Origin of the sequence: Fructilactobacillus myrtifloralis, from assembly GCF_024029335.1 — a bacterium.
GTDB lineage: Bacteria > Bacillota > Bacilli > Lactobacillales > Lactobacillaceae > Fructilactobacillus > Fructilactobacillus myrtifloralis.
This window is the reverse complement of record NZ_CP097116.1, coordinates 730,967-751,616: the sequence shown is the minus strand read 5'-3', so window position 1 is coordinate 751,616 and position 20,650 is coordinate 730,967. Positions and strand designations below refer to the sequence as shown.

The following is a 20,650-nucleotide window of genomic DNA, read 5'->3' as shown; positions in this document are numbered from 1 at the left end:
TTTAAAAAAGGGTGATAACATGGTTAGTAATAAAGATAAAAATATAGGATATGAACTTCCGGATAATACTTCATTAGTATTTGCTAAAGGAGTTATTAAGGGAAATAGAACATATGCGGAAGAAAAATTAAGAATGAAGGATAAATTTAAAATATCTAGTGGTTTTTCATGGATGCGAGCAAACATAATTGATGATTCTGTTTATAATGCTATTGATGAAAGTAAAAATAAAGAAATAGAACTAGGTAAAGATTATGATTTTGCGAAAGCAGGGTCTTCTTGGAAATATTTAAAATTTTATGCATATGATAATGACGGAGATAAAGTATTAATTATTATAAAACCTGGTTCTTTTAAAACAAATCAAGCTTTTTTAAATAACAATGGACAATTAAATCAAGATTATATGAAGAAATTATCTGAACTAAATGAATCTAGTTTTGACATTATTTCTGAAAATTCAAAGCATTGTAAACAGCTTACTTTATTTGATAAGGTTATTAGCGATGATGTAAATTCACAACATGAACAGAAACAGGAACAAGAACAGGAACAAGAACAGGAACAGGAAATAAGTCATTTTTATATCTTACTTTATGAGTTAGATGGAAATCACGAAGTTAAAGATTTGAAATTAGTTATGCCTAGTCCTGATGGTAGGGAAATTTATCAAATTCAAGATCTTAGATCATATATTAAAGGTGAGAAATTAAGCGAGGATCAGAGAAAAGCTGTTTCTGAAGAAACTGAGAATACTGAATTAGCTCAGTCTTATGAATACTATATGAGTGATGATGATATTGATAATGATATTGATAACGAACACTAATATTTAATGAGAAAGAGGAACGTATCTTGAAATTCAATGGATTAAGACTTCGAGATATTCGCGAGGCTTTTAATTTATCCAGAAAAGATTTGTCAAAAAAAATTAACGTTTCTGAGCAGAGTATTAGAAAATACGAAACTGGAATTGATTATCCTGATTTTAATGTATTGAGTAAGTTAAATAATATTTTTGGTGTTAATTTAAATTTTTTTTCTATACAAACTAATATTCCTAAAGTTGTTGATAGTAAATATGTTGCATATCGTTCAGATTTAAACAACTCTGTTAAAGAAACTGATAAAGAGACTTCATATTTGAATTTTGTAGATTATTTAATTGATTTATTGTGTTCAAAGACAAACATTTATAGTGAAACTATTACTAATATTAGCTCTAAGTCAATTAAAATGATGCAAAGTGGTCAACCAATTGATGATATAGCTGGATATGTAAAAAAAACTTTGCGGATAGATAATCAAAATAAAAATATGATGGCTGCAATTGAAAAATCTGGTGTATTTATTGTTGAGCGAAATTTAAATAATAAAATAGATGCATATAGTTCTTGGACTGATACTAATCGTCCCTATATTATTTTAGGTATGAATAAATCTAATCCACGAAGACTTTTTGATTTGGCACATGAATTTGGGCACATTATATTGCATCATAATTTGGAATTTAATGAAATTAATAGTTTAGAATTGAAAAAGTTGGAAAAAGAAGCAAATAAATTTGCATCATCTTTTTTGCTAGATAAAAATTCTTTTACGTATTTGTTTAAAAAGTATGTTAAAAATCCATCCAATCCAGATCAATACATACCTTTAAAAAGGTATTATGGTACTTCAATTGCAGCGTTAGAATTAAGAGCTATTAATTTAGATCTAATTACTACTAAACAATCTGGTATTTTTTGGGCAAATATGAATAAATTTAATTATAAATTTAGAGAGCCTTTAGATAATGAAATACCATTAGTTATACCTGGTAAGTTATACGCAATGATTAATTCTTTTAATTCTACTGAAAGAAGACTATTGTATAAAAATGATGGAATTGATTTCAGTCTATTCAATAAAATATTAGTTAGAAAAATTAAACATAAAAATAAATATAATTTTTATAATAACGTTGTTAAGATTAATAGCGAAAAACACAATTGTTGATAAATATTTTAATAAAATCATTATCAACAAATTAAAAATATATATTCACATCTATTAAAAAACACCACACGTAATTATCTTTTTTATTGATAAGTACATGTGGTGTTTAATTTTTAATTTAAAAATTCACGTTATTTTTAGCGAAAGAGGTGGTTGAAGTGGTGCATAAAGACAGCTAAATACCGGTCGATGTCTACGGCTACTGCCACCTTCACGTTCGGATTGGGCGCATTAAGGCGGGCCTTATCCCCAATGGTCCGGGCGTAGTAGGGATCGTGCTCAGTGGTGACCAACATGTTCAGCGAAATGGTCTCAACGAAGCTGGGGTCAATGGCAACGCCGACCGCGAGGGGATCATGCAACGAACACCCCCCGAGTTCGGGATAAATGTCCGCATAGACGTTGATGTAATAGTCCACGATGTCGGCCATCTTCGTTCCCGCTTCCGTAGTGCGCCATTGGGCCGTTTCGTCCTTCGTCAAAAGCGTGCGGAGCGTAACGTCTAACCCAACCATCGTGATGGGAAGCCCACTGGTAAACAGTTGGTTGGCAGCCACGGGATCTTGTTCAACGTTGGCTTCAGCGACGGGAGTAACGTTTCCCGGAACGGTCAGGGCGCCCCCCATGATGGTGATGTTTCCCACTTGTTGCATGACCTCGGGTGCTTTAGTTAGTGCCGCCGCAAGGTTCGTCATGGGTCCGGTAGCGACGATTGTTAAGTCTTTACCATACTGCTGGGCAGCAGCAAGCAGAAAGTCCACTCCATTCTGGGTGGCAACCGCTTGGTTGGGTGTAGGTAATTGAACGTCGCCAATCCCGTTGTCCCCGTGAATTTGGGCGTTAATTGGTAACCGGTTGTATTCATGATCCAGGGGATTCCGGTGGCCGACGAATACGGGCACGTCAGGGGCGCCTACAAGGTTTAAGATGCGCAGGGCGTTAGCTGCCGCCCGGTCAGCTTCTATGTTACCAAAGGAGGAGATAACCCCGATTAACTCAACCGCCGGATCGGCTACGGCGTACGCAATCGCCATGGCGTCGTCAATCCCGGTATCAACGTCTAAAATCATTTTCTGAACACTCATGCATTATCCTCCGCTAATCATTAATTATTTAACCTTATAATACTGGAAAACAATGCGCAAAACAACATTAAATTCGGAAAATGCGAACAAAAAAGCAGTTATCGCCCGATAACTGCTTTTTTTGTTGAAAATTTCGTTAATTAAAGAGGTATTCCGCAATAATCTTATTGACCTCGGGATTTTCGTGCAACATGGAATGTTGTGCCTGTTGGGGATCACCATTATAAACGTAGAGCTTGTAACTCTTGACGTGTCCCTTAACCAGCTCTTTCATTTTAACCACGTCTCTAACTGGGATTAAACCGTCACTACCGGTGTTGCTGACGTTCCCACAGAAGTTCAAGATCTGGAGGTTCTTGGGTAAGTTGTTAATGTACTTCGGATCTTTCAGGGGATAGGTATTGGCCATCGAAACGAAGTGTTCGACTTGTGGTTGATCAGGAACTTTGCGGTACCGGGTCAGGTAGTCGTAAATGATTTCTCCACCCGACGAGTGGCCGATTAAGTTGACCCGTTTAATGCCGTATTCCTTGCGGAGATAGGCCATTAACTGGGGCATCCGTTTCGCTTCGAAGCCGGGCTTGTTGTTCGTTTGGAAGTTTGCTTGGATGACGGGATTGTTTTTACCAATCTTGTTAAACTTCTTGACGGTGCTAACCTTCCCGTTATCCTTGACGTACACCTGTAAGGCCTTGGTGGCCGCACCGTTGTTATCCCACGAGGAGACCATGTAGTCTGAGGTGATGAAGTTTCCACCGAGCCCCGGAATAAAGACCGTTGCGGTTCGCCCCTGCTTGACGTGATAATTGGAAGCTTTTTGGGTGTTGTACCACCAACCACCAAAGCCGGTGGCAACCACCAGTAAAAAAATGAGGAAAATAAATGTCTTCTTGTGTTTCATAATGTTAAAATTTCCTTTGTAAATAAATTTAGATTAGGGTTGATGAAAATGACTAACGAAGTATATGATATCACAATTATTGGCGGGGGACCCGTCGGAATGTTCGCCGGTTTTTACGCTGGACTGCGGGAAGCCAAGGTGCAAATTATTGAAAGCTTGGAACAGCTCGGAGGCCAAGTGGCCGCGCTGTATCCCGAGAAGCAAATTTTAGATGTAGCGGGGTTTGCCGGTGTGAGTGGCCGCCAGTTAATTCAGAATCTGCAGGACCAACTGGATACGGTGCCCGAGGTGGAACGCCACTTAAACACCAAGGTGACGAACGTAACGCGTCGCGATGACTACTTTACGATTGAAACGACGCAGGGGACAACGCGCAGCCGAGCGGTGCTCCTCGCGGCCGGAAACGGCTCGTTTAAGCCCCGAGAACTCCGGGCGGAAAACGCAGAGGAGGAAACGGGCAAGCACCTCTTTTATGGAATCTCGGACTTGCAGCGCTTTGCAAACCACGACGTGTTAGTCGCTGGTGGAGGCGATTCGGCCGTTGATATGGCACTGATGTTAGAACCCGTTGCTAACCAGGTGACCTTGATTCACCGACGCAATGAATTCCGTGGCTTAGAAAAGATGGTCAAAAAGCTGGAGGCGTCCTCGGTTCAGATTGTAACGCCCTATTTAATCCAGAAGTTGACGGAAACGGCGGACGACCGCGTTCAGGTTGAAGCAAAACGGCTCAAGACGGATGATGACCTGATTGATCTGACGGTTGATGATGTGGTCGTTAACTACGGCTTTATTGCCAATAACAAGGATTTACAGAGCTGGGAGGTACAGCCAAAGCTCGACCACCGGTTAGTCCAAGTAAATCAGGAATTAGAAACCAGCGAACCGCTCCTGTTCTGTATTGGGGATCAGGCGATTTATCCGGGGAAGGATACTTTGATTGCGACCGGCTTTGGGGAAGCCCCCGTGGCCGTTAACACCATTATGAAACGACTGTATCCCGACCGCCGGCTTCCAATTCACAGTACGGCCTTAAAACGCTAGAAACGAGGTTCAGAATGTTTACTGATAGTGATTTTGAGGTGTTTGCTGAGCCGACGTTACCGGGCCGGATGGCGCAAATTCGCAGCGAACTGGATCCAAAGTTTGAACAAGTAGCGCCCGCGCTCCTGGCCATTCTCGCTGAGACGGGGGAAACTTGGTACGCCCACGTGGCCCAGCACCGGATGCGCACGACCAACCCGCCGGAGAATACGTGGATTGCGTTTTCAACTAACAAGCGGGGCTATAAAATGCTCCCGCACTTTGAACTAGGACTGTGGGCCGATCGGTTGTACCTGTATCTGGCGGTGGAAAGCAACATGAAGCCCCGTCAAACGGCCACGATTATGCCCAAGCTTGTGGACCTTACTCCGCTGGTTGCCCAGTTACCCGCGGACTTTGTGCTGAGCGGTAATCACATGGAACCCGAAGTCCAGCCCCTAGCAACTTATCCAGAGCTGGTGACTCGCTTTCAGAAGGTTAAAGCGTCAGAGGTTTTAGTGGGCATCGATATCCACCGTGGAGACCCCCGCGTGGGGACGCCGAGCCTCAATGATACGCTTCAAACGACCTTGAAAAGGTTGCTGCCGTTGTACGAACAGTTAACAATGAAATAAGTGGGTACCAAGTACAAAAAAGCCCCACCTACATTTGTAGGTGGGGCTTTTAGTTGAGCGACTTTATTTTTCCTGGTTGGAGTCTGGATTTTGAATTTGAATGCGACTAGAATCACTGCGCGGTTCGTTTGCTTCGGGAGCATCCGTCTTGTACAGTTTCGTCGTATCCTGATGCCCATTAGTATCAAAGAGACTCTTCGATTTATCCCCAAGTTGGTTTTCCGTCCGTTTCTCGTGACTCAAACCGTTGGAATAGTTAAACTTCGCTGGGTTAACCTTTTTAAAGCCAGCGGGGTGGTAGAACTGCAACAGGTTTTGCTGGTTTAGCGTATCGGAAAGCGCTAACTCAGTGTCCACCTTCTGCTGAATGGCATCCAATTCCTTCTTGAGTTTAGCGTTCGGATGGATGACTTTCCCCGTCTTGGAGTTGTAGATCGTGCCATCAATCGAAGTGTATTCAGGAGAGACCCAATCTTTATTTCGAAAGGCCACGATCTGGTCGTGCTTGCTTGAGAACAAGTCCGTTCCAAACTGGATGTATTCCTTGGAATTAATCCCCAAGAGGTGCATCAAGGTTGGCAAGACGTCAATTTCGCCTCCGTACGTATGATCAACATAGCCGTTGTTGATAGCGGGTGAATTAATCATGAACGGAACCCGCTGTAACTGGGCGTTGTCAAAGGCATTCCACTTGGCTTCACTCTTCCCAAGCAGGGGAGCGAGGGTCGGGTTCTCCGAGTTGGATAGTCCGTAGTGGTCTCCATAGAGGACGACCACGGTGTTCTTGGCTAACCCGCTTTTATCGAGGTAGTCGTAGAACTCTTTGATGGATTGATCGAGATAATGGGCAGTCACGAAGTAGTTGTTAACCGCATTATCATCGGTATCGGGTGCCTTGAGCTTGCTATCCTTCGTGTCTTCGTCATCCAACTGGTAGGGGAAGTGGTTAGTAACGGTAATGTACTTCGCGTAAAACGGCTGTTGCAGGCGCTGGAGGTACTTGATGGAATCCTTAAAGAGGAGTTTATCCTTTAGTCCATAGCCCGTGGCCTTATCCCCGGTCGTATCGTAATAACTGGCATCAAAGAAGTATTGATAACCGAGGTTCTTATAGGTGTTGTTCCGGTTCCAGAAGCTCGCAACGTTGCCGTGGAAAACGGCCGAACTGTACCCATCCTGATCTAGAATTGCGGGAGCGCCCTGGAAGGTATTGTCGCTACCGAGTTGGGCAAATAGGGATCCCTGTGGTAACCCGTAGGTACTGGTTTCTAGCATGTTTTCGGCGTCAGAAGTTTTTCCCTGACCGACCTGATGGAAGAAGTTATCAAAGGCATAGGTATGGTTACTATTGTAGATGTGATTCAAAAACGGCGTAACCTCTTTGCCGTTGATCTTTTTGTTAATCAGGAACTGTTGGAAACTTTCCAGATGGATGACAACCACGTTTTTCCCCTTTAAGGAGCCAAACATCTGGGGATTAGGCTCGGCGTAGTGGGCATCCGTAAAGGCCTTCACGTTGTAAATTTCTGATTTGTTTGCTTGGGAACGAAGCTCGTTGGACTGGTGGGTTTGAAAGGCGTCGTACGCCGTAAACACGTCCAACCCGAGGTATTTCACCAGGTAGTTGCGATCAAAGGCCCGAGTTAACAGTTGGGGACGATCCATGTCGGCCAACGCAATGTTGAAGGTTAAACATAACGCCCCCACTGAAAAGACCGCAAAGGCAAACCGATTGGTCAGCGCTCGCTTATCAACCTTAATGACCCGGAATAACAGCAAGAAGATGACGACCACGATGTCTAGCCAGTAGAAGACGTCGTGTGGCATCGTCAGGGCAATCGAGGCCCCGCTCAAGCCCTGATCGACCTTGGAGTACCCGGTCATGGTTGACACGGTCATAAAGTCGGTAAATTCCCGGAAGTAAATGACGTTTAGGTACAGTAACACGGTATCAATGATATCGAGGAGAATGATTGCAGGATAAAATAGCTTTGCAGGTTTAAAGTAAAAAGCCAGCCCGAAAATTAAGATGGTGGTGGCGATGGGGTTCAAAAAGAGCAGCAAAAATTGTAGCATGCCCTCGGTTCCCAGCGCAAAATCGGCAAAGTAGGCGTAAATGGTTTTGAGCCAAAAACATCCCACTAAAAAGACGAAAAAGCCCACTCGGGTATTAACCTTGGCTAGGGTCTGTTTGATGATTTTCAAAGGTAAGGTTCCCTTCATATGAATTCGGTAATCATAACTTTAATGATAGCAGACTTTGAAAGCAAAAAACACTAAGGAAAGTATAAGAATACCGAAGTGCCAGGGAGCGTGGTATACTGAACTAAATAAGAAAGAAGATGACTGAAAATGGCTAAGTTTACCTTATATTTAGTGCGCCACGGGCAAACGTATTATAACGTCTTTAACAAGTTACAGGGTTGGAGTAACTCACCGTTAACGGAAACGGGGATTAACGATGCCGTTGTAACGGGGAAACGCTTGAAGGACATTAAGTTTAAAGCAGCATACTGCAGTGACTTAAACCGCGCCCAAAAGACGATGTCGTTAATTTTTGATCAAAACGAAACCTTTAATTCGATTACCCCGATTGTGTCACCGTTCTTTCGGGAGGAATTTTACGGCTACTTTGAAGGTCTGAACATGGACGAAGTCTGGTATCAAGCAGGTGCTCCTCACGGTGCTAAGACGTTTGCAGAGATTATCGCACAGTACGACATGAACGCGGCAAAGGATTTTCTTAAGGAAGCCGACCCGTTCCACATGGCGGAGAACGCCGCTGAATATTGGGAACGGTTGCAAAAGGGACTGAATTTAATTACCCAAAATCCTACCATTGAGGACGGCGATTCCGTCTTACTTGTCAGTCATGGCAACACGCTGTTGAGTTTAGTTGATTGGTTTCAACAGCCAGGCCAGTATGATTTGCGAACGCGGCCTGCCAATGGTAGCATTACAAAACTAGCGGTCGACGGGGACCAATTTACGGTAACTGATTATAATAAGTAGGGAGGACTGAGCTTGGTAGATCACGCTGCTTTTTTTCAAACGTGCAACGAGAATAACTACATCTTCCGGATTGGCGAAGTAAGCAAGATGACGGATGTTTCTCCCCGCCAGCTCCGGTACTGGGAGCAGAAGGGTTACATTCATAGTGAACGCGATGAAAAAATGGCTTCACGGGTGTTTAACCACGAAAACTTCATGATGGTAAAGCTCATTAAATTTTATCTCGACCAGGATCATTCGTTAGGAACGGCCTTTGAAAAGGCCCAGCATCACATGCAAATTGTGCGGTCGACCTATGCGTTTATCTTGAAAATGCACCATGGATTAGTGCAAAAAGACGGACATACCATGATTGATATGGGTTACTTTGACCGGGCCCACACTAAGCGCCTCTATGGCTATTTGGATGACCAGCAAGAGATTGTCTATACAGTTAGTGACGTTAATGAGCAGCCTAAGCAAGTTGAGTAGGGGCCTGCTTCAACAATAAAAAAGCCAGCTTTCTCATTGAAAGCTGGCTTTTTTAGGTAAAGAAAAAGAACAGCAATTTGCTGTTCTTAGTTATTATGAGCGGCCAAGGACTTGAACCCCAATCTCACGAATAAAGAATTCGTTGCTCTAACAGTTGAGCTAGCCGCTCATCACAATATGGATTTAGTATAGCATAAGTTGAACGTAGTTGCCAACCCCCATCGGGTAATTTTTATTGGAAACAATTAAGTGCAAACGCAGGCCGGGGATTGACACCCGCACGAAATGATGGTTTAATCAGTAGTATCAAATGAGAAAGGAATGGTCAGCATGACAAAAATGATGATGAAATTGATGTCCTCCTCTAACTCTACTTGGAACGCGTGGCGCTAAGTAAGGTTAGTTTGGGATGCCTAGTTAGTTGCTCACGAAGTTACTAACCGGGCCATCAGTTGTGCGAAGCCTTCCTACGACTAGTTAAGTAAGGGTCCTGGTTAGTAATTTACTAACCAGGACCTTTTTAGTAAGCAGGAGTAAGGAGCGAGAAATTATGACAGAACAAAAGTTAAAACGTAGTATTGGACCGTTTACCGCGCTCGCACTAGTGATGGGAACCGTGATCGGGGGCGGGGTGTTCTTTAAAATTGCGAGTGTGACCGCCGCCACCCATTCGGTTAGTCTGACCTTGTTAGCATGGGTTGTAGCGGGAATTCTCACGATTTGTGGTGGTCTGACGGTGGCAGAATTAGGGGCAGCGATCCCAGAAACCGGCGGAAGTGTGCAGTACATGCGCCATACCTACGGGCCCTTAAGTGGATTTTTGTTGGGTTGGTCTGAAATGTTGATTTACGTTCCTGCTAACATGGCTGCTTTAGCAATTATCTTTGCGACCCAGGTGGTCATCTTACTGCACCTGGCCACAACCCTGGTGGTGCCGATTGCCTTGGTTGTGGTGGTTACCATTACCGGCTTGAACCTGCTAGGTGCGAAGGTCGGTGGGAGCGTGCAGTCGCTGACGTTGATTTTTAAGCTGATTCCGGTTTTCTTAATCGTGATCGTCGGACTGTTCATGCCGGGCCACGTTGATGTGACCCTCTTTCCCATGACCCCGACGGACCATTCGAACGTCATCACGGCCTTTGCGGGTGGGTTGCTCGCAACCATGTTTGCCTACGAAGGGTGGATCAACGTCGGTGACATCGCCGGGGAGATGAAAAATCCGAAGCGGGACATTCCGAAGGCAGTTGTCCTCGGCCTAACCTTTATCATGGTAATCTACGTGCTGGTTAACTGGGTCTTTTTGAAAAACATGCCGATTGATCAAATCGCTGGCAATCCCAACACGGCCGCTGAAGTAGCCGGGAAGTTATTTGGGAACCTTGGTGGAAAACTGGTGACAATTGGGATTTTGGTATCCGTCTTTGGTACCATTAACGGTTACACGATGACGGGGTCCCGGATTCCGTACGCGTTAGCCAAGCAAGATTTGCTGCCGTTTAGTCACGCCTTTCAACGTTTAAACCGGGCGGCTGCACCGTTTGTGGCCAGCTTGTTCATTCTGGTAATTGCGATCATTATGATTTTCCTAGGGAGTTTCGACGTGTTAACCGACATGTTGGTGTTTGTGATGTGGTTGTTTAACTGTCTGTTATTCCTGGCGGTTTTCATTCTCAGAAAGCGCGAGCCCAACTTGGAACGGCCGTACCGAGTGCTGTGGTATCCGGTGGTTCCTGCGGTTGCCATTCTGGGAGGGCTCTTCATTATCGTGACGACCCTGATTAATCAACCGGGCTTAGCCTTCGCCGGGTTAGGCATTACCCTGCTGGGAGTGCCGATTTATTACCTGCACCAGTGGCAACGCCGAAAAAATTAAGAAGCAAAAGCACCGCCTGCTAGTTAGCAAGCGGTGCTTTTTTATTGAGTGAATTAACGGTTAAAGAAGTCACTAAAGCGCATGATGAGCAGCACGATTACCACGAAGATGGCGGTAATCACGATTGTGAGCTGCCAGGCAATCGGACTGTCCATAAACGGAAGCTTGACGTTTTCTCCGTAAAAACCAAAGACAATGTTTGGAACCGTTAGCACGATCGAGAAGACGGTCAGAAATTTCATCGTGGTATTCAGGTTACTGTCCAGCAGGTTGGAATAGGCGTTGGCTACCTGTTGGGCAGCTTGATTTGCCATTTGCGCCATGGACAGTCCCTGCTGAATTTCGATGATGACGTCGTCTAACACGTCGTTGTCATTATCCGATAAGGTCTTACCTAACTTACGCTTAAACATGGTTAACATATCGTTGTTAGCCGAGAGCGAAGTTAAAAAGTAGACCAGGTCGGTTTGCAGGTTTAGCAGTTGGTTAATTGCTGCTTTGTTAGTCCGGCCCCGTAAGTTCCGTTGGATGCTCGTCCGAATACTGTTGATGTGGTTGATATAATCGAAGTATTGGATGGCAAGCTGGTACATGGTTTTGAGGACAATGTCCAGCGGAGCGGCGTTATCGCGCTGAACTTGAGGTAATTTGTCAACGATTGACCGAATCAGCGGATTAACGAAGTTAGTTTGGTTAGCGGTAAAGGTAAAGAGGGTGTCACCACGCACGATTAGCCCAATTGGTTCGGCGGCAATATCACCGTTAAAACGGGTCGGTTCGGCAACGTCAAAAATGATGAGCAATAACTGTTCATCTTCGTAGTATTCCAAGCGGGGGCGTTCGTGGTGGTCAAGCGCGTAGTAGAGCATCTCGGTCGTGAGGTGGTACTCCTGCTTTAAAGTTTTTTTCTCGACGGGGAGGCAATCGGTGACCTGGACCCATTCGATGTTTTGGTTGATTTTATCGGTTTTAATCATGTGATTGCCTCCTTTTTACGCATTACCTACCATTATAATGGAAAATTGGGGAAAAGTTTAGCTTTCGCCCTGATTTTCTAATGATTTGAAAGCAAACTGTAATTAATTTTGGAAATCAATGGGGTATAATGAAGAATACAAAGGAGTGCAATAATAACATGAAACAGAAACCAACTAATTCAGAACGTAGCAATTTATGGTATCCACTGATTGGCTTTCTTATTGTGGCCAGCGTTTTTTTAGCGCTCTTTGGAACCTATAAAATTCGCCAACACATTAACTACCAACGGATGATTACCGCCCAAAAGAAGTTTGAGGAAGAAAACAATCCGGTGTTAAAACACGAACGGAAGTTTATCAAACAGGTGGCGCAACCATCGGTCCAGCTGTATCGGCAGGATCACAAGGTCTTACCTAGTATCGTGATTGCCCAGGCAATCTTGGAGTCAAACTGGGGGAAGTCCAAACTGTATACTGAAGCCAATAATCCGTTTGGGATTAAGGGAACTTACAATGGGAACTACATCATCTACGAAACGGGTGAGTACATTAACCACAAACACATTACGGAAAAGGGTCAGTTCCGTAAGTACCCGAACTTACAGGCCGCGATTGAAGACCACAATCAGGCCCTGTACGATAAGTTTTTGAATCGCAATGATAACATCACCGATTATCGCGAAGAAGCTAAATTGTTACAAAAGAACACTTATGCCACTGATCCTAACTATGCCAAAAAGCTCACGCGGGTGATTAAAGCCCACGATCTGGAAAAGTATGATCAAGAAGCGATGCAAAAATAACGACTACCTAAAGGAGGAACGATGTGCTTTCCCTAATTGAAAAACTTTACGGTCCGTTTTTCGACCTGCATAACTGGGAAACGGTGTTGACCTCAGGAAACGATTGGTTAATCATTTTTTCCCTCGTGGTGTTGGAATGCGTGATGTCTGTTGATAATGCGATTGTGTTGGCCACCCAGACGCAGGTACTCCCGACCAAGAAGCTCCAGGAGGAATCGTTATTTTACGGTCTCTGGGGAGCGTATGTCTTTCGCTTTTTAGTAATTGGAGCCGGGGTCTATTTAATCCACTTTTGGGAAATCAAGGTGGTGGGGGCGCTTTACTTAATCTACCTGGCTGTGAAGTACTTTCTTCCCAAACGATCCCAATCGGGTAAGCAGCGCAACATCAGCACGCGCGGTAATCCCCACAGTCGCAAGTTCTTCTGGTGGGTGGTACTCCAAATTGAATTTATGGACATTCTCTTTTCGATTGATTCCGTGTTAGCTTCACTCGCGGTTTCCAGTAACCCGGTGGTGGTCTTAATCGGGGGGATGGCTGGCATTTTAGCTATGCGGGGCATTGCCGAAGTCATTATGAACATCATGAAGCGGATTCCAGAATTAAAAACGATGGCCTATGTGTTGGTCTTTGTAATTGGGGTGAAGCTCTTACTCTCCATCCCTGCCATCGACATTGAAATTCCCGCCACCTGGTTTGGAATCTTTGTGATTGCAGCCATTACGGGAACTTTAATTATTCATTTTGTGCGAAGGAGGAGAAAGCCAGATGGCAGTTGAACTCACTCAAACTAATTTTGCTACTGCAGTCCAGGGTCCAATGACGTTGGTCGATTTTTGGGCGCCGTGGTGCGCTCCCTGTCGACGCATGGAACCCGTCTTAGACCAATTGGATCATGATTTTGCCGGTCGGGTGAAGTTTGCGAAACTAAACGTTGATCAAAACCAAGCACTGGCCAAACAATACCGGGTGCTGGGGCTTCCCAGTTACGTCCTCTTTGTGAACGGCAAAGGAGTCGAAAAGGTGACCGGCCTTTATTCGGTCGCCCAATTAACGCATTATTTAGAACGCAAGTTAGCAGCACAGTAGAGTAGGAGATGAAGATGCAAGAGACAAAACAGCCTCGGTTGCTCGAGGCCAGCTTAATTTTACTAGGAATGTTAGTGATTATGGGAATCGGGATTATTGGCCTGCACTTGACGCCAGTTGTCCCGATTTTGATTGTGATCTTTGCCCTGATGCTGTGGGGGAAAGTCCGCGGATATTCGTGGGATGAGATTCAGGATGGCATCGTCGTCGGCGTTAAGAATGGAATCATCCCGTTGTTTATCTTCCTGTTAATCGGGAGTTTGATCGGTGTTTGGATCATGGCCGGTGTGATTCCGACCCTGATGGTCTACGGGTTTCACCTCTTAAGTGTCCGGTGGTTCTTGCCTTCGGTCTTTCTGATGTGTGCCTTTGTCGGCTGTTTCATTGGAAGTGCCTTTACGATCATTTCGACGGTCGGGCTCGCTTCCATGGGGATTGGGTTGACCATGGGGATTGACCCAGCGATGATCGCGGGAGCGGTCGTCTCAGGGGCCGTGTTTAGTGATAAAATGTCCCCGTTGTCCGCCACGACCAACTTGGCCTCGGCGATTGCCGGGGATGACCTTTACAGCCACATTAAAAACATGCTGTGGTCGACCATTCCGGCCTTTGTGATTTCACTGGGGTTATTTACCTTATTAGGGAATCACCACCAGACCGCTAGTTTGACTAAAATTACGCAAACGGCCCACGTTTTATCGAGTCACTTCACGATTTCGTTGTGGATGCTCCTCCCGGTTTTGTTGCTACTGATTTGTGCCTGGACCAAAATCCCAACGATTCCGACGCTGTTTATTAACGTCACGGTGACGAGCATCATGATCATGGTCAATCCGCAGCACCACTTCTCCTTTGCCAAAATTGCTAATGTGATGCAGAACGGATTTACCATTAAAACCACTAGCCCAGAGGTCAACCAAATTTTGAACCGGGGTGGGATTAGTTCCATGACCGGGACGATGACCTTGATTATTTTGGCCCTGGCGCTGGGCGGGCTGTTGATTAAGCTCGGCATCATTGAGGTCGTTATGAACCGGTTTTCCGCGCACATTCATTCCAGCGGGATGTTAGTGTTGAGTACGGTGTTAGCAGCGATTGGGGTGAACCTCTTCATTGGGGAACAGTACCTGTCCGTTGTTTTGCCCGGGACGGCGTTTAAAGCGGACTTCAAGAAGGCCCACTTAGCTCCAGAAGCACTCGGGAGAGCGCTCGAAGATGGGGGAGCGGTGATTAACTATTTAGTCCCCTGGGGCGTTGCCGGCGTCTTTGTGGCCAATACCCTGAACGTGCCGACCTTACACTACCTACCGTTTGTCTTCTTTAGTTTACTTTGTCCAGTCTTTTCCATTCTTAGTGGCTTCACCGGGATTGGACTAAAACGTGAACCACATTAAAAACTCCGAAAATTATGCTTTGAACTTAAGTTACCAAAAACGCTCCTGTTTAGGAGCGTTTTTTTGTGGCAGAATGTGCTGAACTGGTCGAAGCAAACTAGTGATTACTTCTTGAAGGGCAGATAATCAAAAAGTTGTAAAAAAATGGCAGAAATTGTTAATTAAGTTGACAATAATTTGAAATGGTTTGACACATTTAATGCCCATGCTGGTAGTAATTCGCTCCGGTTCCAGGTCTTTAAGTAACAAAATATGTCTAAATGATTGCGAGATTACAAAAAAGCGATTTTCAGTAACCTTTCTGTAATCTCTCTGTAACGTTACCCCATTAGTATAGCAATTGTTGTTTGATGCGAATGCGTCATCGAGCAATCATTCTAGTTACACGACCTGGATTTTACATTTACTATTTAAGGAGAGATTTATTTTATGAAGTTAAAAGGTCTTAAGTCAATTGCCGCAGTTGCTGCTGTATCGGCTGGAGTTATGTTTGCTGGTGCTAACAACGCTGATGCCTCAACTAAGATCACGGTGCACTCTGGTGATACGTTATCAGAATTAGCCCAAACTTACGGTGTGTCTGTTAACATTATGCAAAAAGCTAACAACATTAAAGACATCAACCGCATCTACGTTGGTGAAGTTTTCATCGTTGGTGACAACGGAAACGTTAAGGTTGCCAACTCAGCTTCCCAAGCTGCTAAAGTTGCGCCTGCCCAACCGGTTGCTGAATCAACTAACAACCAAGCTGCTACTCCAGCTAAAGCTGCTGCGCAAGCAACGACGCCAGCCGCTCAACCTGCTGCTAAGCAAGCCCAAACGCAAGCTCCAGCTCAACCAGCTGCACAACCAGCCCAAACGCAAGCTCCAGCTGCTACCCAAGCAAGCAGTAATACTGGTGCCGAAAGTGATGGTTCCTTAGACTCCATCGCCGCTGTTGAATCTGGTGGCTCATACACGGCCCGGAATGGTCAATACATTGGTAAATACCAATTGTCTTCATCATACTTGAACGGTGATTACTCACCAGCTAACCAAGAACGGGTTGCTCGTCAATACGCTGTTAGCCGGTACGGTTCAGTTGCAAACGCCGTTGCTTTCCGGAACGCCCACAACTACTGGTAAACAAATCAGCTTCATTAATGAAACAGGATTGTCCCGCTGGGATGATCCTGTTTTTGTGTGGTCACAATGTTAAAAAAGCTCCCGTCAGTGAATGACGAGAGCTTTTTTAAGTTAAGTTAATTAGTGACCCGGGCTAAGAAGTGTTTTTTCTTCCCTCGCCGGACAATCACGTATTGTCCGTCAAAATGATCAGCGGGATCAATCGTAGCGTTCACATCCGTAACCTTGGTTCCATTGACGGTAATGGCCCCGTTTTGGACGTCTTCGCGGGCTTGGCGTTTGGAACTATCCACGTGCATCGCTAACAAGAGGTCGATGATGTTCTGCGGTTCTGCATTGATTGTAACGGTCGGGACGTTATTAAAGGCCTGCCCGACCTCAACCGGACTTAACTCTTGGACGTTCCCGGTAAAGAGTAACTTCGCAATCCGTTCGGCATCTTCAACGGCCGCTTGTCCGTGTACAAACGCAGTTACTTCCTCAGCTAACCGCCGTTGCGCTTCCCGTTTCCAGGGTTCCGTTTCCACCTGTTGTTCCAGGTGGTCAATTTCTGCGTGGTCAAGGAAGGTAAAGTACTTCAGGTATTTAATCACATCGCAATCATCCTGGTTGAACCAGAATTGGTAAAATTCGTAAGGAGACGTTTTTTCTGGGTCCAACCAAACGGCGCCACCCGCCGTCTTACCAAACTTAGTCCCATCAGACTTGAGCATGAGGGGAATCGTGAGGCCATAGACCTTGGTTTCAGGCCCCCGCAGTTTGTGGATCAGATCGATCCCGGCGGTAATGTTACCCCACTGGTCAGCGCCCCCAATCTCTAGTTGTACATCGTGCTGTTCATGGAGCTGGAAAAAGTCATACGCTTGCAGGATTTGGTAGGTAAACTCTGTGAAGGAAATCCCCTGGGCGAGACGACTTGCGACCACTTCCTTGTTTAACATCGTGTTGACGTTAAACAGCTTGCCGTAATCCCGTAAAAAGTCGAGGAGGGTTAAATCCTTGGTCCAGTCGTAGTTATTAACGATGCTGATGTTCGAGTTATTTCCAAACAGGTGCTCCATTTGTGCGGTCAGCGCTGCCACGTTTTTTTCGACTTGTTCCTTAGTTTGTAACTGCCGTTCCGTTTTCCGACCACTGGGGTCTCCAATCGATCCGGTTGCTCCTCCAATGACGATGTAGGGATGGTGGCCAGCGCGCGCAAAGCGTTCCATGATCATAAAGGGAATCAGGTGGCCAATGTGCATACTGTCACCAGTTGGATCAACGCCACAATACAGGGCAATCGGGTGTTCGTCAATGGTTGCTTCCAAACCAGCGGCGTCAGTCTGTTGGTTAATGGCCCCACGCCACTGTAAATCTTCGATGATATTCATAGTTTCCTCCGCGTTAGTGATGATTAGGTTCGAGGTAGAGTGCTTGTAAGCGTTCCCGTTCCGCAGTGCCGACTCCGAGAACGTCACTAAGATATTGATCGAGACTACCATAGTGTTCGTTAATCGTTGCTAGCGCCGCGTCTAAAAAGTCCATGTCAACGGTATACAGTTCCCGTAGGTTCCGAATGGCGGCTTCGGAAAAGCCCTCAGCGCGAACGGCTGCCATTTTTTGGTCCACTACATCCTTCACTACTTGGTTTGTTAAAATGTAGTCCTGCTTGATCGTCTCTAAATCAACTCCGAGGGCAGCCAACAGGAACACGGCGGCCATGCCCGTCCGATCCTTCCCAGCCGTACAGTGAAACAATAGGGTTTGCTCGGGTTGGTCATTTTGCAACAGGATTTTAAAAAACCGGCGGTAGGCTTGGTGACAGCCGTCGTTAAGCACCATCCGTTGGTAGACGTCGACCATGTGGTCATGGGCGTAGTTGGGATTGTCCTCGAGCATCTGACGAAATTCGGCCGGATCCTGCGAGTTATCGGTTCGGTCCTCGTCAAACACGGGATCAAACAGGTATTCAATCTGACCAGCGGTAACCGCATCTGGGGCGGTCGTTCGTTCTTGACCAGAACGAAAGTCCACGTCATAACGGACTCCGTATGCCTCTAAAAAGGCTTGGTCAGTGGGCGTCAGCAGACCTAAACTTCCAGAACGCAGTAATTTATGCCATTTAATGGTGCGCCCATCAGTCGTTTGGTAACCACCTAATTCCCGGAGATTTTCCGTAGAATCAAGCTTGATGATGCGTTCGTTCTTCATCTGATTCACGTCCTTTGCTCGATTGTCATACCGCTATTATAGCACTGAAAGATTCGAGAATTGAAGTATAATAATTGTTTACAAACGAAGCTAATTGCACTACGCTTATGGTAATGACTTACGAAAGGAAATGAAGCAGATGGAAATGACAGAACGCCAGTTAATTCAAGAAATTTTAAACACCGTTGATGTAATTTATGACTTCGAAAATGTGGATGAAGATACGAAGGAATACACATTACTGATCAAGCGCCAAACCGGGGATGTCAGGGACTTAAACGTCATTAATGATGAAATGAAACACTACTTCAACGAAGCCAACTTCGACTACCAAGAACAGGTTGAACCAGCTGAAATTGATTGTGACATTCGGGTCCAAATTAAACGCTAATCCGTGATTAAGTAAAGAAGGAGCTTGCTCCTTCTTTTTTCTTAAACTTTTTGTAGCTATGGTATGATTAGTCTGCAAGAAATGATTGAAAAAGGGGCACGTTTGATGAACGCAACTAGCAAATATGTATTAGCAATTGATCAGGGATCTACCAGTACCCGGGCGGTGCTGTATGATCACGCCGGGCGTAAGGTAATTGCTAGTACCCAACCCCTCCGCCAACTGCGTCCCCATCCGGGGTGGGTGGAACAGGATCCCGATGAGATCTGGAGCTCGGTGTTAGCTGCGATTGCTAATGCGTTGATTGACGGGCGGATTCATCCAGATGAAATTCATTCACTTGGGATTACCAACCAACGAGAAACCGTGGTGGTGTGGGACAAACAGACCGGGAAACCGATTTATCATGCAATCGGCTGGCTTTCAAATCAGACAGCGGCGATTGCCCACCAGTTGCAAGTTGCGGGTTATCAAGCTATGATTCAGGAAAAGACCGGGTTAGTGCTCGATGCTTACTTTTCAGCCACCAAAATTCGCTGGATCTTAGACCACGTTCCGGGCGCCCAAGCCCGGGCTGAACGGGGCGAACTGTTAGCGGGGACCATCGATACATGGTTGGCCTGGAAGTTATCCGATGGTAAGTGCCACGTGACTGACTATACTAATGCCAGCCGTACGATGCTATATAACATTCATCGGTTGGAGTGGGATGACGACCTGTTAGCGTTGCTGCGAATTCCCCGCCAACTGCTGCCTGCCGTCCGGGCTTCGGATGAACGGTACGGCACGACGGAGAACTATCAGTTTTACGGGGTCTCGGTGCCGATCGCAGGCATCATTGGGGATCAGCAGGCGGCCCTCTTAGGGTCGTTGAGTTTGGAACCCGGAATGGTAGAAACCACTTACGGGGACGGAGCCTTTGTCATGATGAACAGTGGGGAAACCCCGGCGACCTCGAAACACTTGTTAACCACGATTGCCTACGGGCTGGATGGAAAAATCACCTATGCGTTAGAAGGAAGCATTTTCACCGCCGGCAGTGCCTTGGGGTGGCTTCAAGATCAGGTGGGGTTAATTCAAAGCGTCCCCGAATCACGCCTAGCGGCGCAACGGTCGACTAATCAGAATGAGGTGTACTTTGTTCCCGCCCTAACTGGATTAGGGGCTCCATACTGGAACCCGACCACCCGGGGCGCCTGGTTTGGTTTGACCCGGGGCACCACCAAGGATGACCTGGTCAAGGCTACCTTGCAGGCAACCGCCTACCGCACCTGTGACATTGTAGACGCCATGGAACAGGATACCGGATTGGCAATTTCGCAGTTAAGCGCGGCCGGCGGGGCCAGTCGGAATAGCTACCTCATGCAATTTCAAGCGGATCTGTTAAACCGCCAGGTGCTGCGGACCAACGATGCGGAAATCACAGCCTTTGGGGTTGCCGCGTTGTCAGGGGTTGCGACTGGGTTTTGGGCTGACTGGACGGAAATAAAAACGATTTATCAGGCTGGAAAAGCATTTGTTCCAGATTTGTCCGCCACAGCGCGGACCCGCCTGTATTCCGGATGGCAACGCGCCGTCCGAGCGGCGTCCGCCTTTCAGCCCACCCCGCGCCCCCAAGAAAATTCGTGAAATCGCTTTCATTAATTAGTGAGTTGCGGTATAATTGATTCATCAAAGAGA

Annotated in this window: 20 protein-coding genes and 1 tRNA gene; 14 read left to right on the top strand and 7 right to left on the bottom strand. The window is 45.9% G+C overall.

The features are described 5' to 3' along the window. Nucleotides 1-19: 19 nt before the first annotated feature. Nucleotides 20-829: a spr1630 family ClpXP-sensitive toxin gene (locus M3M35_RS03910; protein ID WP_252749374.1), complete on the top strand. Its 810-nt coding sequence runs from the start codon at nucleotides 20-22 to the stop codon at nucleotides 827-829. 26 nt (nucleotides 830-855) lie between these two features. After that, the gene (locus M3M35_RS03905) at nucleotides 856-1,998 is read left to right on the top strand and encodes a spr1629 family repressor/antitoxin (RefSeq protein WP_252749373.1); all 1,143 of its coding nucleotides are present in this window, start codon (nucleotides 856-858) and stop codon (nucleotides 1,996-1,998) included. 137 nt (nucleotides 1,999-2,135) lie between these two features. On the opposite strand, the gene M3M35_RS03900 is transcribed toward M3M35_RS03905, so the two are convergent. Both M3M35_RS03900 and M3M35_RS03895 read right to left on the bottom strand, forming a co-directional pair. Continuing rightward, nucleotides 2,136-3,083, bottom strand: coding sequence for a nucleoside hydrolase (locus M3M35_RS03900; protein WP_252749372.1), 948 nt, complete (start codon nucleotides 3,081-3,083; stop codon nucleotides 2,136-2,138). A gap of 136 nt (nucleotides 3,084-3,219) precedes the next feature. Further along, nucleotides 3,220-3,984, bottom strand: coding sequence for an alpha/beta fold hydrolase (locus tag M3M35_RS03895; RefSeq protein WP_252749371.1), 765 nt, complete (start codon nucleotides 3,982-3,984; stop codon nucleotides 3,220-3,222). A 42-nt stretch (nucleotides 3,985-4,026) separates the two neighbouring features. Between M3M35_RS03895 and M3M35_RS03890 the strand changes: the two genes are divergently transcribed. Together M3M35_RS03890 and M3M35_RS03885 are read left to right on the top strand one after the other, a co-directional pair. Then, nucleotides 4,027-5,028: an NAD(P)/FAD-dependent oxidoreductase gene (locus M3M35_RS03890; protein ID WP_420842378.1), complete on the top strand. Its 1,002-nt coding sequence runs from the start codon at nucleotides 4,027-4,029 to the stop codon at nucleotides 5,026-5,028. Nucleotides 5,029-5,042: 14 nt separating this feature from the next. Next, the gene (locus M3M35_RS03885; RefSeq protein WP_252749369.1) at nucleotides 5,043-5,642 is read left to right on the top strand and encodes a DUF1054 family protein; all 600 of its coding nucleotides are present in this window, start codon (nucleotides 5,043-5,045) and stop codon (nucleotides 5,640-5,642) included. A 63-nt stretch (nucleotides 5,643-5,705) separates the two neighbouring features. On the opposite strand, the gene M3M35_RS03880 is transcribed toward M3M35_RS03885, so the two are convergent. Next, nucleotides 5,706-7,838, bottom strand: a complete 2,133-nt coding sequence (locus M3M35_RS03880) for an LTA synthase family protein (protein ID WP_420842393.1) — start codon at nucleotides 7,836-7,838, stop codon at nucleotides 5,706-5,708. A gap of 156 nt (nucleotides 7,839-7,994) precedes the next feature. Between M3M35_RS03880 and M3M35_RS03875 the strand changes: the two genes are divergently transcribed. Continuing rightward, nucleotides 7,995-8,654 carry a histidine phosphatase family protein gene (locus M3M35_RS03875; RefSeq protein WP_252749367.1) on the top strand — a complete coding sequence of 220 codons (660 nt, stop codon included), beginning with the start codon at nucleotides 7,995-7,997 and terminating at the stop codon, nucleotides 8,652-8,654. A 12-nt stretch (nucleotides 8,655-8,666) separates the two neighbouring features. Further along, nucleotides 8,667-9,125 (top strand): MerR family transcriptional regulator, encoded by a 459-nt coding sequence (locus M3M35_RS03870; protein WP_252749366.1) that lies wholly within the window; start codon nucleotides 8,667-8,669, stop codon nucleotides 9,123-9,125. 96 nt (nucleotides 9,126-9,221) lie between these two features. Here the strand turns inward: M3M35_RS03870 and M3M35_RS03865 are convergent. After that, nucleotides 9,222-9,294 (bottom strand) — tRNA-Lys (locus M3M35_RS03865). A 381-nt stretch (nucleotides 9,295-9,675) separates the two neighbouring features. Between M3M35_RS03865 and M3M35_RS03860 the strand changes: the two genes are divergently transcribed. Then, a complete protein-coding gene (locus M3M35_RS03860; protein ID WP_252749365.1) occupies nucleotides 9,676-10,998 on the top strand; it encodes an APC family permease in 1,323 nt (440 codons plus the stop codon). A gap of 53 nt (nucleotides 10,999-11,051) precedes the next feature. Here the strand turns inward: M3M35_RS03860 and M3M35_RS03855 are convergent, their stop codons facing one another. Then, nucleotides 11,052-11,975: a magnesium transporter CorA family protein gene (locus M3M35_RS03855; RefSeq protein WP_252749364.1), complete on the bottom strand. Its 924-nt coding sequence runs from the start codon at nucleotides 11,973-11,975 to the stop codon at nucleotides 11,052-11,054. Between the two features lie 158 nt (nucleotides 11,976-12,133). Here M3M35_RS03855 and M3M35_RS03850 point away from each other — a divergent pair, with 158 nt between their 5' ends. The 5 genes from M3M35_RS03850 to apf all read left to right on the top strand — a co-directional run bounded on the left by M3M35_RS03850 (nucleotide 12,134) and on the right by apf (nucleotide 16,386). Then, complete coding sequence (locus tag M3M35_RS03850; protein ID WP_252749363.1) at nucleotides 12,134-12,778, top strand: glycoside hydrolase family 73 protein; 645 nt, start codon at nucleotides 12,134-12,136, stop codon at nucleotides 12,776-12,778. A 23-nt stretch (nucleotides 12,779-12,801) separates the two neighbouring features. After that, on the top strand, nucleotides 12,802-13,557 hold the full coding sequence (locus tag M3M35_RS03845) for a TerC family protein (protein ID WP_252749362.1): 756 nt from the start codon (nucleotides 12,802-12,804) through the stop codon (nucleotides 13,555-13,557). Next, nucleotides 13,547-13,867 carry a thioredoxin family protein gene (locus tag M3M35_RS03840; protein ID WP_252749361.1) on the top strand — a complete coding sequence of 107 codons (321 nt, stop codon included), beginning with the start codon at nucleotides 13,547-13,549 and terminating at the stop codon, nucleotides 13,865-13,867. The genes M3M35_RS03845 and M3M35_RS03840 overlap by 11 nt, the downstream gene beginning before the upstream one ends. 8 nt (nucleotides 13,868-13,875) lie before the next feature. Next, nucleotides 13,876-15,261, top strand: coding sequence for a Na+/H+ antiporter NhaC (gene nhaC, locus M3M35_RS03835; protein WP_420842377.1), 1,386 nt, complete (start codon nucleotides 13,876-13,878; stop codon nucleotides 15,259-15,261). 429 nt (nucleotides 15,262-15,690) lie between these two features. After that, nucleotides 15,691-16,386 carry an aggregation-promoting factor gene (gene apf, locus M3M35_RS03830; RefSeq protein WP_252749359.1) on the top strand — a complete coding sequence of 232 codons (696 nt, stop codon included), beginning with the start codon at nucleotides 15,691-15,693 and terminating at the stop codon, nucleotides 16,384-16,386. Nucleotides 16,387-16,502: 116 nt separating this feature from the next. Here apf and tyrS read toward each other — a convergent pair whose 3' ends face one another. Together tyrS and M3M35_RS03820 are read right to left on the bottom strand one after the other, a co-directional pair. Next, the gene (tyrS, locus tag M3M35_RS03825; RefSeq protein WP_252749358.1) at nucleotides 16,503-17,759 is read right to left on the bottom strand and encodes a tyrosine--tRNA ligase; all 1,257 of its coding nucleotides are present in this window, start codon (nucleotides 17,757-17,759) and stop codon (nucleotides 16,503-16,505) included. Between the two features lie 13 nt (nucleotides 17,760-17,772). Next, nucleotides 17,773-18,579 (bottom strand): tyrosine-protein phosphatase, encoded by an 807-nt coding sequence (locus M3M35_RS03820; protein ID WP_252749357.1) that lies wholly within the window; start codon nucleotides 18,577-18,579, stop codon nucleotides 17,773-17,775. Between the two features lie 139 nt (nucleotides 18,580-18,718). Between M3M35_RS03820 and M3M35_RS03815 the strand changes: the two genes are divergently transcribed. Both M3M35_RS03815 and glpK read left to right on the top strand, forming a co-directional pair. Further along, a complete protein-coding gene (locus M3M35_RS03815) occupies nucleotides 18,719-18,970 on the top strand; it encodes a hypothetical protein (protein WP_252749356.1) in 252 nt (83 codons plus the stop codon). 105 nt (nucleotides 18,971-19,075) lie between these two features. Beyond that, nucleotides 19,076-20,599 carry a glycerol kinase GlpK gene (gene glpK / locus M3M35_RS03810; RefSeq protein ID WP_252749355.1) on the top strand — a complete coding sequence of 508 codons (1,524 nt, stop codon included), beginning with the start codon at nucleotides 19,076-19,078 and terminating at the stop codon, nucleotides 20,597-20,599. The last annotated feature ends 51 nt before the right edge of the window (nucleotides 20,600-20,650 follow it).